The sequence below is a fragment of the Pseudomonas sp. TE9122 genome (genome assembly GCF_056278925.1).
This window is the reverse complement of sequence record NZ_JBWBQI010000001.1, coordinates 3,318,113-3,334,394: the sequence shown is the minus strand read 5'-3', so window position 1 is coordinate 3,334,394 and position 16,282 is coordinate 3,318,113. Positions and strand designations below refer to the sequence as shown.

At 61.8% G+C, this 16,282-nt stretch carries 13 protein-coding genes; 1 reads left to right on the top strand and 12 read right to left on the bottom strand.

Translation table 11 applies throughout. The features are described 5' to 3' along the window. Positions 1-55: 55 nt before the first annotated feature. Positions 56-2,260, bottom strand: a complete 2,205-nt coding sequence (locus tag ACZ9BE_RS14940; protein ID WP_110646956.1) for a TonB-dependent receptor — start codon at positions 2,258-2,260, stop codon at positions 56-58. Positions 2,261-2,528: 268 nt separating this feature from the next. Here ACZ9BE_RS14940 and ACZ9BE_RS14935 point away from each other — a divergent pair, with 268 nt between their 5' ends. Then, positions 2,529-3,611 (top strand): DUF1615 domain-containing protein, encoded by a 1,083-nt coding sequence (locus tag ACZ9BE_RS14935; protein WP_460161083.1) that lies wholly within the window; start codon positions 2,529-2,531, stop codon positions 3,609-3,611. A 70-nt stretch (positions 3,612-3,681) separates the two neighbouring features. Here the strand turns inward: ACZ9BE_RS14935 and ACZ9BE_RS14930 are convergent, their stop codons facing one another. From ACZ9BE_RS14930 to ACZ9BE_RS14880, 11 genes are all read right to left on the bottom strand, one after another. After that, positions 3,682-4,200 (bottom strand): phage infection protein, encoded by a 519-nt coding sequence (locus ACZ9BE_RS14930; protein WP_217862971.1) that lies wholly within the window; start codon positions 4,198-4,200, stop codon positions 3,682-3,684. Between the two features lie 132 nt (positions 4,201-4,332). Beyond that, a complete protein-coding gene (locus tag ACZ9BE_RS14925) occupies positions 4,333-5,025 on the bottom strand; it encodes an anti-sigma factor (RefSeq protein ID WP_095182135.1) in 693 nt (230 codons plus the stop codon). Next, entirely contained in the window at positions 5,022-5,549 is a 528-nt protein-coding gene (locus ACZ9BE_RS14920) for a sigma-70 family RNA polymerase sigma factor (protein WP_095182134.1), read from the bottom strand. Before ACZ9BE_RS14920 ends, ACZ9BE_RS14925 begins: the two co-directional genes overlap by 4 nt. A 161-nt stretch (positions 5,550-5,710) precedes the next feature. Then, positions 5,711-6,232, bottom strand: coding sequence for a DUF3455 domain-containing protein (locus tag ACZ9BE_RS14915; RefSeq protein WP_476249629.1), 522 nt, complete (start codon positions 6,230-6,232; stop codon positions 5,711-5,713). 170 nt (positions 6,233-6,402) lie between these two features. Next, entirely contained in the window at positions 6,403-8,037 is a 1,635-nt protein-coding gene (locus tag ACZ9BE_RS14910; protein ID WP_476249628.1) for an ABC transporter ATP-binding protein, read from the bottom strand. 1 nt (position 8,038) lies between these two features. Continuing rightward, positions 8,039-9,061: an ABC transporter permease gene (locus tag ACZ9BE_RS14905; protein WP_056788667.1), complete on the bottom strand. Its 1,023-nt coding sequence runs from the start codon at positions 9,059-9,061 to the stop codon at positions 8,039-8,041. Next, positions 9,061-10,125: a microcin C ABC transporter permease YejB gene (locus tag ACZ9BE_RS14900; protein ID WP_476249627.1), complete on the bottom strand. Its 1,065-nt coding sequence runs from the start codon at positions 10,123-10,125 to the stop codon at positions 9,061-9,063. Before ACZ9BE_RS14900 ends, ACZ9BE_RS14905 begins: the two co-directional genes overlap by 1 nt. 1 nt (position 10,126) lies before the next feature. Next, on the bottom strand, positions 10,127-11,992 hold the full coding sequence (locus ACZ9BE_RS14895; RefSeq protein ID WP_476249626.1) for an extracellular solute-binding protein: 1,866 nt from the start codon (positions 11,990-11,992) through the stop codon (positions 10,127-10,129). A gap of 228 nt (positions 11,993-12,220) precedes the next feature. Then, positions 12,221-14,932: a TonB-dependent receptor gene (locus ACZ9BE_RS14890; protein ID WP_041477203.1), complete on the bottom strand. Its 2,712-nt coding sequence runs from the start codon at positions 14,930-14,932 to the stop codon at positions 12,221-12,223. A gap of 211 nt (positions 14,933-15,143) precedes the next feature. Then, positions 15,144-15,545: an ExbD/TolR family protein gene (locus tag ACZ9BE_RS14885; protein WP_041477201.1), complete on the bottom strand. Its 402-nt coding sequence runs from the start codon at positions 15,543-15,545 to the stop codon at positions 15,144-15,146. Then, positions 15,545-16,252 (bottom strand): MotA/TolQ/ExbB proton channel family protein, encoded by a 708-nt coding sequence (locus tag ACZ9BE_RS14880; protein WP_041477200.1) that lies wholly within the window; start codon positions 16,250-16,252, stop codon positions 15,545-15,547. The genes ACZ9BE_RS14885 and ACZ9BE_RS14880 overlap by 1 nt, the downstream gene beginning before the upstream one ends. Between the last annotated feature and the right edge of the window lie 30 nt (positions 16,253-16,282).

Genomic DNA, 16,282 nt, shown 5'->3' with positions numbered 1-16,282 from the left:
AGAAAGGCCCCGCAACCGTGAAGCTGCGGGGCCTTTTTTTACGACGCAATGACGCTTAGAAGTCGATCGTCCCCGACAACTTCGCCACTCGCGGTTCGCCCTGGGTCAGGTAGCCGCCCTGAGCCGATTCCCAGTACTTCTTGTTCGCCAGGTTCTCAACACCGAACCGCACGGTCACATCCTTCTCCGACACCTTGAACGCATAACGCGCGCCTGCATCGAAGCGGTTCCACGTCGGCAGGCTGAGGTTGTTTGCTGCGTCGGCGTATTGTCCGCCGGTGCGCAGCATCCGCGCGTTCAGCGCAACGCCTTGCAGGCCCGGCACGTCCCAGTCCACGCCAGCGTTGAACTGGAAGGTCGGCACGCCGATGGCGTGGTTACCGTCGTTGGCGCCGTTGAGGGTGTTTTTCAGTTCGGTGTCCATCAGGGTCAGGCCACTGATCAGGCGCAGGCCGTCGATCGGCTCGCCGAACACGTTCATCTCCACGCCTTTGTTGATCTGTTCGCCTTCACGGACGTAGGTGCAAGTGGTCGGACTGTTGATTTCGCAGTAGCCATCGCTTGGCTGTTCGATGCGGTAAACACCGAGGCTCGCACCGTAGGTGCCCATGTCGACTTTCACGCCCAGTTCGGTCTGCTTGGAGCGTTTCGGTGCGTAGACCTCGTTGCCGTTGGTGACGCGGAAACCGCCGGAGCTGGTCGGCGAAGTCGGCCCTTGGGCCAGGCCTTCGATATGGTTGGCGTAGAACGACACATGCTCCCACGGCTTGAACACGATGCCGTACACCGGAGTGGTGATCGATTCGTCGTAGCTCGACGAACGCGGGCCGCTGCCGTAGCTGGCGTAGCTGTAACCCTGCACCACCAGTTGCTGGCGACGCAGACCGGCGGTGACCAGCAGGCGATCATCGAAGAAACCGAGGGTGTCGGAAATCGCCACGCTGCGGTTGAAGGTCTTGCCGACGATGCCCGGATCGTTGAGATCGCCACCGGCGAAGTTGCCGACCGGCGCTGGGGTAGTGATCGGGTGATAGATGTTGTTGGAGTAGCGGGTCAGGTCGAAGTCATAAGCGCTGCGCTGCTCGGCCCAGATCCCGGTCAGGCCGAAATTCAGCTTGTGGCTGACCGGGCCGGTGTTGAATTTGCCGTTGAGGCCGGCCATGACGCTGGTGTTGTCCTCGTCATGCGGGACGAACGAGCCGGTGGTGAACGAGGCGCCGCTGTTGCCGACCAGCGTGGTCGAGTTATAGCGCCCGACTTCACGGGTGTGCTTGGCGCCACCGGCGGCGTAGGCGGTCCAGTTGTCGTTGAGGTCGTACTCGGCGCGGAGCATGCCGAAGGTGTCTTCGATGTCGGTGTAACCCCATTTCGGCGCGTAGTTGGTGTCCGCCGATGGCGCATCCGGGATGTGCGTGGCGGTGCCGAGGTTGACCGAGCTGCGGCCGCCGTTGACGCGTTCCTTCTGATAGGCGAAGTCACCGGAAACCCGTAGCGCATCGCCGCGATAATCCAGACCGATGGCGAACAGTTTCGAGCGCTGGTTCTCGTGATCGATGCCGGTGTCGCCCTCGCGTTGCGACAGGTTGACCCGCGCACCGAAGCGGTTGTCTTCACCGAAACGCTGGCCGATGTCGAAGTGATGACCGATGCGGCCTTCGCTGTTGATGTCGGTGGTGTAACGACGCAGCGGCACGTCGCCGGCCCGCTTGGGTTGCAGGTTGACGCCGCCGCCGATGCCGGAACCGGTCGGGGTCACGCCGTTGATGAAAGCGTTGGGGCCTTTGAACACTTCCACGCGCTCCAGCGCATCGGTGGAAATGATCTGCCGGGGCAATACGCCGTACAGGCCATTATAGGAAATATCATCGCCATTGAGCGGCAGGCCGCGAATCATGAAGACCTGCGCCTGGTTGGAGAAGCCCGAGGCCTGGCGCACGGAAGAATCGTTGAGCAGCACGTCGGCGACGTTTTCCGCCTGCTGATCCTGGATCAATTGCTCGGTGTAGGACGCTGCGCTGAACGGCACGTCCATCATGTCCTGATTGCCGAGCACGCCCAACTGGCCGCCGCGCGCAACCTGACCGCCAGCGTAGACCGGGGGCAGGGCGTTGGGCGCAGGGGCCTGGGCATTGACGTTGACGTCGTCGAGCACCAGTTCTTTGCTGTTGTCTTCAGCAGCGTGAGCGGTAACGGTCAGGGAGCACAGCAGGGCAAGCAAAGTCGGGCGAAATGGAGCGCCGAGTCGAGCTGAAGCGGGCATGTCGGATCCTGGAGGCGAGCGGCCAAAGAAAAATAAGGGCGGCGCGGAACTCCTTGCGCTAATGCGACTCCAGGCGCGAATGATAGGTTTTCTCAGTAACGTTTTGCAATCAGTTTGTCATCAGCGTGTAGGAGCTGCCGAAGGCTGCGATCTTCTGATTTTGATCTTGATCTGATCTGCAAAAAGCAAGATCAAAAGATCGCAGCCTGCGGCAGCTCCTACGGGGGTTGTGTATGGTGTTGTGGCTAATTTGATTGGATGGAGCAACATGCGATTACTCATTACTCTCGGCGCCGTGCTACTGCTCGCCGGTTGCGCCAGCCAGCGCAGCAACGAACCGGCGCCGCGTCCGCCGGCTGAAGTGAAGGCGGAAATCGTTCGGCTGTTGCCGGCAAAAACCGCCGACCGTCAGGGCTGGGCCACGGACATCTACGCTGCGTTTGCCGCACAAGGCATCAATACCACCACGCAGAATCTGTGTTCGGTACTGGCCGTGGCCGAGCAGGAATCCACTTTCCAGGCCGACCCGACGGTGCCCGGCCTGGGCAAGATCGCCCGCGACGAAATCGACCGCCGCGCCGCCAAGGTGCACATCCCCAGCCTGTTGGTCAGCGGCGCTCTGCAAGTGCGCTCGCCCAACGGCAAGACCTACAGCGAGCGTCTGAATGCGGCGCGCAGTGAAAAGGAACTGAGCGCGATTTTCGACGACTTCATCGGCATGGTGCCGATGGGCCGCACGCTGTTCGGCGGCTTCAACCCGGTGCACACCGGCGGGCCGATGCAGGTCAGCATCGAATTCGCCGAGGAGCACGCCAAGGATTATCCGTACACGGTGGACGGCACGATCCGCCGTGAAGTGTTCAGCCGGCGCGGCGGCATGTATTTCGGCATCGCCCATTTGCTTGGTTACCCGGTGAATTACCGCGAGCCGTTGTATCGTTTCGCCGATTTCAACGCCGGCTGGTACGCCAGTCGCAATGCCGCGTTTCAGAATGCGGTCAGCCGCGCGTCCGGCATTCCGCTGACTCTGGACGGCGACCTGATTCGCTACGACTCGATCATGCCCGGTAGCACCGAACTGGCGGTGCGCACCCTCGGCAAGTCGCTGGGCATGCGCAACCCGACGATTCGCGATCAACTGGAGAAGGGCAAAACCCTGGAATTCGAAGAGACCAAACTCTATCAGCGCGTGTTCGAACTGGCGGAGCGGGCCGAAGGCAAGGCGTTACCGCGCGCGGTATTGCCGGGGATTGTGCTGCAGAGTCCGAAGATCACCCGCAAACTCACCACAGCCTGGTTCGCCAAGCGCGTGGACGAGCGCTACAAGCGCTGCATGGCCAAGGCCGGATAAAACACGCAGACATAAAAAACCCGGCTGCGGGAGCCGGGTTTCTCTGCGGTGTTGCGCTTGCAGTCATGCATCAGGCAACACGGCGTTCGATCAGACGATCCGAGCCACCTTCGGCAACACGGCGTTCGATCAGACGATCCGAACCACCTTCAGCAACGCGGCGTTCGATCAGACGATCCGAACCACCTTCAGCAACACGGCGTTCGATCAGACGATCCGAACCACCTTCGGCAACACGGCGCTCGATCAGACGATCCGAGCCACCTTCGGCAACGCGGCGTTCGATCAGACGATCCGAACCACCTTCGGCAACGCGGCGTTCGATCAGACGATCGGAACCACCTTCGGCAACGCGGCGTTCGATCAGACGATCCGAACCGCCTTCAGCAACGCGGCGTTCGATCAGACGATCCGAGCCACCTTCGGCAACGCGGCGTTCGATCAGACGATCGGAACCACCTTCGGCCAGACGGCTTTCGATCAGCTTGTCCGAACCGCCTTCGGCGATCATGGTGTGCGCCGGGGTGGCGGCGAAAGCGTTAACTGCGAAAACCGAGAAAGCAATGCTGAGAAGAGTCTGGCGTTTCATGATGGTGTGCTCCGGGGTGTTGTTGGTTGGTATGGAGCTGATGTTACGCCCGGAATTTTTTATGAGAACTTCATTGCCGTGATGGTGAACATCGACGTCGATGATGGTTGCGGACAACCGCGTAGCAGAGCCTCAGAGCACCTTCACCGCACGCCCGATCGCCTGAATCGGCCCGGTCGGTTTGCCGATCGGTGAGCCATTGGCGCCTTCCAGGGTCAGCTCAAACAGCTGGTTGGGTTGCAGCGGCGGCAACTTGTCCAGCGGCACCGACAACGCTTGCCCCGGTTTGACCAGTCCCAATGAAACCGGTCCCGACCAGCCGTCAGCCTTGGTCCAGAACTCCAGCGCCTTGTCCGCCGGCACCTCGACCACCCCCAGCGGAATCAACTGGATCTCCCGCGCATTGCTCGCCTGAATCACCCAACCCGGCGCCTTGTCCTGCGGCGCCACCAGCACGACCAGATAACTCGGTTTCGGCGCAGTCTGGGTCAGTAGCATCGCGCCCAGAATCAGCGTCGCAGCCAGGCCCGCCGCACTCAAACCGCGCCACAGCGGCAGCAGGTTCCACCAGGAAGCGAGAGGTTTTCTCACCGTCAGCCGCTCGAGACTGCGCTCGATACGTGGCCATAACTGCGCCGAGGGTTGCTGAGGTTCGGCCAGATCGGTCAGCTCCAGCAGACGTCGCTCCCATGCGTCGACTGCCGCGCGCAACTCAGGATCGTTCGGCAGGCGCCGTTGCACCTCGATGCGCTGTTCGAACGACAAGGTGCCGAGCACGTATTCGCCGGCCAGTTCATCCCGTTCCTGCGCTGATTCGCCGGTCATCCCATGCACTCCCGCAAAGCATTGAGGCTGCGCTTGATCCACGCTTTGACCGTGCCCAGCGGCGTGTCGAGGCGCGCGGAAATCTGCGCGTGGCTATAACCGTCGACGTAGGCATGGAGGATGCAGCTGCGCCGCTGCGGTTCCAGTTGTTCGAGGCAGCGATGAATGCGCGCCGAGTGAACATCGACCGCCTCATCAGACGCCGCTGTCTCATGTTCTTCGCTGAACGGCGTTTCCCGACTTTGCTTGCGCAACTGATTCAAGGCCAGGTGCCGGGTCACGCTGAACATCCAGCCCCGCGCCGAGCCGCGCGCCGGGTCGAACCCGGCCGCGCCGTGCCAGATCTTGATGAATGCCTCATGCACAATGTCCTCCGCCAGCGCCGTATCGCGCACCAGCCGCTTGGCCACACCGAGCAGGCGCGGGCCTTCCTGCACATACAAATCGCGCAAAGCCGCGCGCTCGCCTCGGGCACAGGCGGCGAGGCGGGCTTCGTAATCGAAAACGGATTCGGGTAAAGGCATGGGGTGCAATCTAGCTCACATTTCCCAAACATCCAGAGGCATGGTTCCCTGTGGGAGCGAGCTTGCTCGCGAATGCGGTGGGTCAGAAAGTAATAAGGCGACTGACACTCCTTCTTCGCGAGCAAGCTCGCTCCCACAGGATTGTGCACTGCTTCCGGATATCAGTTAGCCGCCCAGAAAATATAATCCGCTTGGTACTTCACCACTTCCTGCTTGCCCTTGTTCGCCATGGTGCACTCACTGCCCGGCGCGATGCCGCCCTTGAGCGCGACACGCTGGATGTAGCTGACCCCGGTCATCGCGCCTTTGCCCTCGGCCGGATTGGCCTTGACCAGTTGATAGGGCAGGTTGCCCGGGCTCGACGGTGCCACGGCCAATTGCGTGCCGGTGACTTTCGAACCGTCCTTGGCTTGCCAGGTCGCTGGCGGGCCGAAATAGGTGCCGACCTGTTTGCCGCTGCGATCATTGAGCACCGCTTTCGGGCCGACAAAGGTCCACTCGGTCTGCCCGGCCATATTGGGTTTGTCGCGGCATTCGTAGGTGATCTCGCCAACCCCGGTGGTTTCCAGGGCAATCTTGTGCCCGTCCGGCACCTTGATCGCGTCGGGATAACTGCTCTGGGCGAAGGTGGTCGCGGTGAAGGCGAGCAAACCGGTGAAGCCAATCAGCTGGGTGATGTTCATCCGATGATTCTCCGAAAAGGGTAGGGCGCTGACAGCACCAGAGTGGGCTGTTACAGGGACTACCCGTGGCGGAGGCGATTGGATGCAGTGCCGGAAAAATAAATTTCAAACACCACCTATCAAACCTGTGGGAGCGAGCCTGCTCGCGAAAGCGTCGGGCCAGCCAGCACTTATGTGACTGATGCACCGCATTCGCGAGCAGGCTCGCTCCCACAAGGTTCTTCATCAGGCTTCAGGCCGGAGGCTTTCAGGAGTTCCTGGGTATACGGATGTTGCGGCGCAGCGAAAATCTCCCGCGACGAGCCTTGTTCAACCACCTTGCCGTCCTTGATCACCATCAAGTCATGCGCCAGCGCATGCACCACCGCCAGGTCATGGCTGATGAAGAGGTACGTCAGCCCATGCCTGATCTGCAACTGGCGCAACAACTCCACCACTTGCTTCTGCACCGTGCGATCCAGCGCCGACGTCGGTTCGTCGAGCAGGATCAGCGCCGGTTCCAGCACCAGTGCGCGGGCGATGGAGATGCGCTGGCGCTGGCCGCCGGAAAATTCGTGGGGATAACGATGGCGGCTTTGCGGATCGAGGCCGACTTCCTCCAGCACGCGAATCACCGCTGCCTCGCGCTCGGCCTCGCTGCCGATGCCGTGGGTCAGCAAGCCTTCGGCAATGATCTGCTGCACCGACATGCGTGGGCTGAGGCTGCCGAACGGGTCCTGAAACACCACCTGAATCTGCCGGCGCAACGGGCGCATCAGACGCTGATTGAGCAGGCTCAACTGCTTGTTGCCGAAACGGATATTGCCCTCTGATTCGACCAGGCGCAGGATCGCCTGGCCCAGCGTCGACTTGCCCGACCCCGATTCGCCGACAATCCCCAGGGTCTTGCCGCGTTGCAGGGTGAAACTGACGCCGTCCACCGCTTTGATGTAATCCTGCTGGCGGCTGAAGAGTTTTTTCGGCAGGGCAAACCACACCTTCAAATCATCGACTTCCAGCAGGTTGTGCTCGTACTTACTGGGCACTGGCGCGCCGCTCGGTTCCGCTTCGATCAACAACCGGCTATAGGGGTGTTGCGGCGCTTGGAACAGCGTCTCGCAATCGGCCTGTTCAACGATCTCGCCCTGACGCATTACGCACACGCGCTGAGCGATCCGGCGTACCAGATTGAGGTCGTGGCTGATCAGCAACAGCGACATGCCGAGGCGCTGCTGCAACTCGATCAGCAGCTCAAGAATCTTCTGCTGTACGGTCACGTCCAGTGCCGTGGTCGGTTCATCGGCAATCAACAGTTCCGGCTCGTTGGCCAGCGCCATGGCGATCATTACCCGTTGGCGCTGACCACCGGAAAGCTGATGCGGATAGGCTTTGAGTCGCTGCAACGGCTGGCGAATACCCACCAGTTCCAGCAGCTCCAGCGTCCGCGCGCGGGCGGCGCGGCCCTTGAGGCCCTTGTGGATTTCCAGCACTTCGCTGATCTGTTTTTCCACCGTGTGCAGCGGGTTCAGCGAAGTCATCGGCTCCTGGAAAATCATCGCAATGCGATTGCCGCGCAGACCACGCATCTGCTGTTCGCTGGCGTGCAGCAAATCCACGCCGTTGTAGCGAATCGCTCCGCTGCTGCTGACGCTCTGGCCAGGCAGCAGGCGCAGGATCGAATGCGCCGTCACCGACTTGCCCGAGCCGGACTCGCCGACCAGCGCCAGACACTCGCCACGGCGAATATCGAGGCTCACACCGTGCACCACTTCTTGCCCGGCGAAGGCCACCCGCAGGTCGCGAATTTCAATCAGGTTGTCTTGCATGTCAGCTCCTCGGATCAAAGGCATCTCGGCACGCTTCACCGATGAAAACCAACAAAGACAGGATCAGCGCCAGGGCAAAAAACGCCGTCAGCCCCAGCCACGGTGCCTGCAGATTGCGTTTGGCCTGGCCGATCAACTCGCCCAGCGATGCGGTGCCGGCGGGCATGCCGAAGCCGAGGAAATCCAGCGCGGTCAGGGTGGCGATGGCGCCGGTGAGAATGAACGGCAGGTAGGTGAGGGTGGAAGTCATGGCGTTGGGCAGAATGTGCCGGCGCATCAGTTCGCTGTCGGTCAGGCCCAGCGCGCGCGCGGCTTTCACGTATTCGAGATTGCGCCCCCGCAGGAACTCGGCGCGCACCACGTCGACCAGCGCCAGCCAGGAAAACAGCGCCATGATCCCCAGCAGCCACCAGAAACTCGGCGAGACGAAGCCGGACAGAATGATCAGCAGATACAGCACCGGCAGCCCCGACCAGATTTCCAGAACGCGCTGCCCGAGCAAGTCGACCCAGCCGCCGTAGTAGCCCTGCAAGGCCCCGGCGAGAATGCCGATCAACGCGCTGATCGCGGTGAGGATCAGCGCGAACAGAATCGAGATCCGCGTGCCGAAAATCACCCGCGCCAGAACATCGCGAGCCTGATCATCGGTGCCCAGCCAATTGCTTGATGACGGCGGGCTGGGCGCCGGTTCGGTGAGGTCGTAGTTGACCGTGTCGTAACTGAACGGGATCGGCGGAAACAGCATCCAGCCGCCCTGATCCTCGATCAGTTTGTGCACATAGCTGCTGGCGTAATCCGGTTGGAACGGCAACTCGCCGCCGAAATCGGTTTCCAGATAATCGCTGAGGATCGGGAAGTAAAAGGCGTCGTGGTAGCGGATCACCAGCGGCTTGTCATTGGCGATCAGCTCGCCACCGAGGCAGATCAGGCACAGGCCGATAAACAGCCACAGCGACCAGCGCCCACGGCGGTTGGCCTTGAATTGCGCGACGCGGCGCTGGCCCAGAGGCGACAGTGTGAACATCAGGCAGTCCTCGCCGAAAAATCGATGCGCGGGTCGAGCAGGGTGTAACAGAGGTCGCCGATCAGCTTGATCAGCAGGCCGAACAGGGTGAACAGAAACAGCGCGCCGAACACCACCGGATAGTCACGCGACACCGCCGCTTCGTAGCTCATGCGCCCGAGGCCGTCGAGGTTGAAGATGGTTTCGATCAGCAGGGAACCGGCGAAAAACACTTCGATCAGCGCCGACGGCACGCCGGCCACCACCAGCAGCATGGCGTTGCGAAACACGTGGCCGTACAGCACGCGCCGCTCGGTCAGGCCCTTGGCTCGTGCGGTGATCACGTACTGGCGACTGATCTCGTTGAGAAAGCTGTTTTTGGTCAGGATCGTCAGCGTGGCGAAGCCGCCGATCACCAGCGCCGTGACCGGCAGTACGAGGTGCCAGAGGTAGTCGCCGACCTTGCCCAATGTGCTCAGTGTGGCGAAGTCGTCCGAGACCAATCCCTGCACCGGAAACCAGTTGACGTAGCTGCCCCCGGCGAACACCACGATCAACAGAATGGCGAAGAGAAACGCTGGCATGGCATAGCCAACGATGATCGCGGTGCTGCTCCAGACATCGAAGGCGCTGCCGTTCCTGATCGCCTTGCGAATGCCCAGCGGAATCGAAATCAGGTAGGTGATCAGCGTCGCCCACAAGCCCAGCGACAGCGACACTGGCAGCTTCTGCACGATCAGGTCGGTGACCTTGGCGCCGCGAAAGAAGCTGTTGCCCAGATCCAGTTGTGCGTAGTTTTTCAGCAGCAGCCACAGGCGTTCGTGCAGCGGTTTGTCGAAGCCGTAATGGTGTTTGATTTCCTCGATCAGCGCCGGGTCCAGCCCACGGCTGCTGCGCCCGGCACCGCCGACCGCCGCGACTTCGCCACCGCCGCCCATGCTGTGCCCGCCAATGCCTTGCAGGCGGGCGATGGCTTGTTCCACCGGCCCGCCGGGCGCGGCCTGCACGATAAGAAAATTCACCACCAGAATGCACAACAGCGTGGGGATGATCAGCAGCAATCGGCGACTCAGATAACGCAGCATGTCACTGGCCTCCCGCAAGCTGAGCGCTCATCTGCTGAGTCGTCAGCGGCCTGGCCGAGACTTCCCACCAGGTGTTGAGACCTTCGTCATACGAAGGTTGCACGGCGGGCATGCCGAAGCGGTTCTGATACACCGTCGGCGTGCCTTTGGAGTAGTAGTTGGGAATCATGTAGTAACCCCATTGCAGCACCCGGTCGAGGGCGCGGGCGTAATGCACCATGGCTTCGCGGCTGTTGGCCTGGACCAGCCCGTCAATCAGTTGATCGATTGCCGGATCGGCCAGCACCATCGCGTTCGAGCTGCCGACTTGCGTGGCACTTTGCGAGCCGTACAGGCTGTACAACTCGCGGCCCGGGGAGACGATCGGATCGCCACTGCGCGGGAACGCGCAGACGATCATGTCGTAATCGCGGGCGTTGAGACGGTTGATGTATTGCGCCGAATCGATGCGGCGCAGATTGAGCGTGATGCCGATCTGAGCGAGGGTGCGTTTGAACGGCAGCAGCATGCGATCGAAGCCGCCCTGGCCATCGAGAAAGGTGAATTCCAGCGGCTCGCCGGCGGCGTTGACCAGACGATTGTTTTTCGCCGTCCAACCGGCTTCGGCGAGCAGCTTCAGCGCTTGCAGTTGCTTGTCGCGGATGTAGCCGCTGCCATCGGTTTTCGGCGCTTCATAGACCGTGGTGAACACCTCGTCAGGGACCTTGCCGCGCAGCGGTTCGAGGATCTTCAATTCCTCGGCATCGGGCAGGGCGCTGGCGGCCATTTCACTCTTGGGCCAGAAGCTGTTCTGACGCACGTAGAAGCCGCGCATCATCTGTTTGTTGGTCCACTCGAAATCCCAGAGCAGGCTGATCGCCTGACGCACGCGGCGATCCTTGAAGAACGGGTTCTGCAGGTTGAACACGAAGCCCTGAGCAGCGGTGGGTTTGTCCGGAGCGAGGATCGACTGCTGCAAGCGGCCGTCACGCAGTGCCGGGCTGTCATAGCCGACCACGTAACCAGAGGAGGAGAACTCACGGTTGTAATCGAATGCACCGGCCTGCAGCAGTTGGCGAGCGACGTCGGTATCGCCGTAGAAATTCACCGTCAGGCTGTCGAAGTTGTACATGCCGCGACTGACCGGCAGGTCCTTGCCCCACCAGTCCGGGTCACGCTGGAAACTGATGCTGCGCCCGGCGTCGACCTTGCTCACCCGGTACGGCCCGCTGCCCAGCGGTGGCTCGAAGCCGCCGCCGTTGGCGAAGTCGCGGGTTTTCCACCAGTGCTCGGGCAGCACGCGCAGCGTCGCCAGATCCAGTGCAAGGGTGCGATTGAGGTTGTTCTTGAAGGTGAAACGGACCTGCCGTGGACCTTCGACCAGCACGTCTTGCACGTCGGTATATTGCTGGCGATAACTCAGGCTGCCCTTGGTCATCAGCAGGTTGAAGGTGTAGCGCACGTCTTCGGCGGTGATCGGCGTGCCGTCGGCAAAGCGTGCCTTGGGGTTGAGGGTGAAGCGCACCCACAAACCTTCGGGATCGCGCTCGATCTGCTGCGCGACCAGAGCGTAAACCGTGTAGGGCTCGTCCAGCGAGCGGAACGCCAGCGGCGCGTATACCCAGTCATTGACCTGCACCACCGAAATGCCCTGTTCGGCATACGGCGTGATGTAGTTGTACTGACCGATCTCCATCGATGCACGGCTGAGCGAACCGCCCTTGGGCGCGTCGGGGTTAACAAAATCGAAATGCTTGAAGCCGGCCGGATACTTCGGCGCCTCGCCGTACACCGTCAGCGCATAACTGCCGCCGGCCAGCGCCGAAGTGCCGAAGCACAGCAGCGCACTGCCGAGCAGCAGGCCAGCCATGTTGCGCAAAAAACTCATGAAGTCACCCTGAAAATCCCTGAAAGTCCACGGACCCAATGTGGGAGCGAGCCCTTGTGGCGAGGGGATTTATCCCCGATCGGCTGCGCAGCAGTCGCAAGATCAATGCATGCGGTACTTCTGATGCTCCGCGTCGGCAGGTCTTGGGGGCGCTTCGCACCCCATCGGGGATAAATCCCCTCACCACAAAGGCTCGCTCCCACAGGGGGAGATGTGTTCTGTTTCCGGTTAGAAGTGGTAAGTCATGCGCGCAAACAATGTCCGGCCCAGCGGGTCGGTGTAGCGCGGGTCATAGCCGCTCTGGAAGTTGTAGGCCTGGTTGGAGAACGGCGGGTTGCGGTCGAACACATTCTTCATCCCGGCATCAACGTCGAGCACTTTGTTGAAGGTGTAACCGGCCGACAGATCCCACACCGAATACGACGCCACCCGCGCGTGCGTCTCGCGGTCGTAATCGTTGTAACCGGTGGTGAAGCGGTTGGTCAGCGCTGCTCGCGCCGCACCCAGGCTCCAGCTGCCGGTGAGGTTGTGCTTCCAGCGCGCGATCACGCCGTCACCCTGAAAGTCGCCGACCTTGTCGGTGAACGGGCCTTTGATGGTGCTCTGGAAGTCGTACTCGTCGACATAGGTGCCTTGCAGGCCGAGGCCGAACTGACCGTACGGCGTGTTCGGGAAGCGATAGTCGAGCGACACATCGACACCATTGGTTTCGACGATGCCGAGGTTGGCGTTGCCGGTGACGATGTAGTTGAGCGTGCCGTCGGCGTTGCGCACGAAGCGGTCCGGGTAGGAGCCAGCCTGATCGAACACGGTGGATTCCGGGAACGGCTGGATCTGGTTGGAGATGTGAATCCACCAGAAATCCAGACCCACTGACAGATTGCTGATCGGCTGGTAGACGAAGCCCAACGTCACGTTGCGCGCCTTCTCCGGGGCCAGATCTTCGTTGCCACCGATCTGGTTGAGGAACTGCTGACCGCAATCGCGCCCGCCGTTGCCGCCCGGTTGCACCACGCCGCCGGTACACAGCACCGGATCGTTGTAGTAACCCTGAGTGAACGTGATGCTGCGCGGCGAATACAGCTCGTACAGCGATGGCGCGCGGAAACCTTCGCTGTAGGCACCACGCACCACCAGCTCTTTGATCGGCTGATAACGGAACGAATATTTCGGGTTGGTGGTGCTGCCGAAGTCGCTGTATTTGTCGTGGCGCACAGCGGCGGACAGTTCGAGGCTGTCGAGCACCGGCACGTTGAGTTCGGCATAGGCGGCCTTGACGCTGCGGTCGCCCTCGACGCTGCCGGCCGGGTCGATGCCGAGGCTCTGGATGTCGCCGGCGAACGACTCGAAGTCCTGATGGAATTTCTCCTTGCGGTACTCGCCGCCCAGAGCCAGACCGGACGGACCTGCGCCGAACCAGTCGCCGATTTCACGGCTGACGCGACCATCGAACCCGGCCACGCGACCCACGGCTGTGGAGTAGGCGCCGTGGTACGCGGCGGCATCGATGTACTGCTGGCCGGCAGCGGTCTGCGGGCCGAACGGGTTGAGCAAACCGCTGGCCAGGCCGTCAATCATCGCCTGATCGCTGACATAGCCACTGGTGACGCTGGAGACGATTTTGTTCTGGTTGTACGAGGCGCCGACGTTGTAATCCCAGCCGCCAACCAGACCATCGAAGCTCAGCAGAAAGCGCTGGCTGGTGTTCTGGTCTTTCGATTCACGCGGGCCGGCGGCAGTCTCGCGCCAGTTGACGTCCACCGGCTGCGTCGGGTCGAGGGCGAAATCGGTCGGCGCCGGGGTGATGCCGTTGCCGGGGTAGTACGGCGACGAGGAATCCAGGCTCAGACCAGTCAGTGGCGCCGGGCCGACGGCGACGGCGTTGTTGTTGCGCGACCAGAAATATTCAAGGTTGGCGTTGTGATCATCACCGAGCTTGGCAGTGGTCTTGCCGAAGAACGAGGTCTTCTCGGTCTGTGGCACCAGATCGATGTATTCACGGGTGCTGAAGCGGCACAAGCCGTCGCGGGCGATCAGGTTGGGGCCGTTGCAATTGCTGTTGGCCAACGGGTTGGTGGCGTTGCCGTTCTGGCTGTAGTTGCCGGGGAACGCGGTGCCGGAAGTCTGATCGAGACCGCGACCGGGCGCATAGTCGGTGGCGAAGGAGCGGTCGTTGGCGTCGAGGTTCTGCTGCTTGTTGTAGTTGAACACGCCGAGGACGTTGAAGCGGTCTTCTTCCAGATCGCCGTAGCCCCAACTGGCGCTCATGTCTTTGGTCGCGCCGCCACCGCTGTGGGTCGGCGTTTCGCCGCCCAGGGTCAGGGCGCCATCGGTGAGAGATTTTTTGGTGATGAAGTTGATCACACCGCCGATGGCGTCGGTGCCGTACAGGGCCGAGGCGCCGTCGCGCAGCACTTCCACGCGCTCGATGGCGGCGAACGGGATCATGTTCAGATCCACCGCGCCGCCGGCGGAGTTGGTGCCGGACAAGGCATTGTTGGCCAGGCGTCGACCGTTGAGCAGCACCAGCGTTTTGTTCGCGCCGATGCCGCGCATGTCGGCAAACGACGCACCGCCCGTTGCCGCGCCGACAGAGCCGGCGCTGTTGTTGATCGACTGGCTGCCGGTGATGCGCTGCACCAGTTCGGCGGTGGTGGTCACGCCCTGTTTGCGCAGCTCGTCAGCCTTGAGGATGGTGATCGGCACCGCCGTTTCCGCATCGACCCGGCGAATCGCCGAACCGGTCACTTCGACCCGTTGCAGTTGCGTGGTCGGCGCCGCCACGACAGCGGCTGCCGGCGTGGCATTGTTGTCGTCCTCGGCCGCTTGCACGGTCCCGGCGCCCATCCCCATGGCCACCAGATACAGCGGAACGAAACGGTGGCGAGACATCGTTGCCACCAAAGGTTTGAGCGTGAAGCGTGGAGTGTTCATCAGCATGGTTGTTTCCGATTTTCAGACGTTATCGAATTGGCCTTGTGAGCCGCTCATTGCTCCGCTTCCGGTGATACCGCGCGCGGAAAACCACTTTCTTCAAGCAAGCCGATCCCCTCCGAAGACGCGTGGCGTTTTTTCGGTCGGCCGGGTGCGACGGGATTTCTTTTTTTCAGCGGCGCCGGGCGGGTGTTTCAACACCCATCCGGCACCGCACTCAGTGGGTGGTCATCACCGAAATCTTGCTGATGCCGGAGCGTTCGATCGATGCCATGGCCTTGGCCACCTGGCCGTAATTGACGGCGGCGTCGGCCTGCAACTGCACGCGCACGTCGGCGTCCTTGGCCTTGACCTCCTTGAGACTGGCCTCGAGGGATTCCGGGGCCAGTTCGGTCTTGGCCAGATAGAACTTGCCGTCCTGATCGACGCTGACCACCACCGGGTCTTTCTTTTCGGCAGGGGCGACGGCGTCGGTTTTCGGCAGGTTGACCTTGATCGCGTTGGTCATTAGCGGCGCGGTGACAATGAACACCACCAGCAGCACGAGCATCACGTCGACCAGCGGCGTGACGTTCATTTCGCTGAGCACTTCATCGCTGTCTTGAGTGGAAAACGACATCAGCTAGCCTCCCGCACGGCGGTGGTGCTTTTGCTGGCAATGGCCTGGCGGCTGATGGAAAAGGCACTGCGCGAGGCGAGGGCGTCGAAGTCGTGGGCGAAGTCGTCCATGTCCGCCGAGGCGAGTTTCAGCCGACGCAGGAAGAAGTTGTAGATCAGCACTGCCGGCACGGCGACGGCGATGCCCACGCCGGTGGCGATCAGCGCGTGGCCGATAGGCCCGGCGACCGCTTCAAGGCTGGCCGAGCCGGTTTCGCCAATGCTTTGCAGGGCTTCCATGATTCCCCACACGGTGCCGAACAGACCAATGAACGGCGCGGTGCTGCCGATACTGGCGAGGATCGCCTGGCCGTTTTCCAGCGAGCGACGTTCTTTCTGGATCTGCTGGCGCAGGTTGCGTTCCAGGCGGTCGGAGCGGTTGATGGTGTGCGCCAGTTGCTGCGTGGTGCGCGGCGAATCTTCCACCAGCAGGGCTTCGAAACCACTGCTGGCGATGCGCGCCAGCGAGCCCGGATACTGGCTGGCGTGTTCGGCGGCGGTGAGCAGGTCCGGCGCGCTCCAGAAGGCTTTGGCGAACTGTTTGTTCTGCGCTTTCTGGCGCAGGTACTGGGCCGACTTGACCAGCAGGATCGCCCAACTGACCACGGAAAACAGCACCAGACCCCAGAGCACACCGGGGACAATCATCGAAGACAGTGAATCGTTCATGGCTACACCTCGCTTGCGTTAATCAGTAAT

What these genes read in the sequence shown, in the direction of transcription:
- ACZ9BE_RS14930 (WP_217862971.1), bottom strand. Translation starts at nt 4,200, where the DNA reads ATGAAACGCCAGACTCTTCTCAGCATTGCTTTCTCGGTTTTCGCAGTT.
- ACZ9BE_RS14900 (WP_476249627.1), bottom strand. Translation starts at nt 10,125, where the DNA reads ATGCTGCGTTATCTGAGTCGCCGATTGCTGCTGATCATCCCCACGCTG.
- ACZ9BE_RS14935 (WP_460161083.1), top strand. Translation starts at nt 2,529, where the DNA reads ATGCGATTACTCATTACTCTCGGCGCCGTGCTACTGCTCGCCGGTTGC.
- ACZ9BE_RS14920 (WP_095182134.1), bottom strand. Translation starts at nt 5,549, where the DNA reads ATGCCTTTACCCGAATCCGTTTTCGATTACGAAGCCCGCCTCGCCGCC.
- ACZ9BE_RS14885 (WP_041477201.1), bottom strand. Translation starts at nt 15,545, where the DNA reads ATGTCGTTTTCCACTCAAGACAGCGATGAAGTGCTCAGCGAAATGAAC.
- ACZ9BE_RS14905 (WP_056788667.1), bottom strand. Translation starts at nt 9,061, where the DNA reads ATGTTCACACTGTCGCCTCTGGGCCAGCGCCGCGTCGCGCAATTCAAG.
- ACZ9BE_RS14925 (WP_095182135.1), bottom strand. Translation starts at nt 5,025, where the DNA reads ATGACCGGCGAATCAGCGCAGGAACGGGATGAACTGGCCGGCGAATAC.
- ACZ9BE_RS14915 (WP_476249629.1), bottom strand. Translation starts at nt 6,232, where the DNA reads ATGAACATCACCCAGCTGATTGGCTTCACCGGTTTGCTCGCCTTCACC.
- ACZ9BE_RS14890 (WP_041477203.1), bottom strand. Translation starts at nt 14,932, where the DNA reads ATGCTGATGAACACTCCACGCTTCACGCTCAAACCTTTGGTGGCAACG.
- ACZ9BE_RS14880 (WP_041477200.1), bottom strand. Translation starts at nt 16,252, where the DNA reads ATGAACGATTCACTGTCTTCGATGATTGTCCCCGGTGTGCTCTGGGGT.
- ACZ9BE_RS14910 (WP_476249628.1), bottom strand. Translation starts at nt 8,037, where the DNA reads ATGCAAGACAACCTGATTGAAATTCGCGACCTGCGGGTGGCCTTCGCC.
- ACZ9BE_RS14940 (WP_110646956.1), bottom strand. Translation starts at nt 2,260, where the DNA reads ATGCCCGCTTCAGCTCGACTCGGCGCTCCATTTCGCCCGACTTTGCTT.
- ACZ9BE_RS14895 (WP_476249626.1), bottom strand. Translation starts at nt 11,992, where the DNA reads ATGAGTTTTTTGCGCAACATGGCTGGCCTGCTGCTCGGCAGTGCGCTG.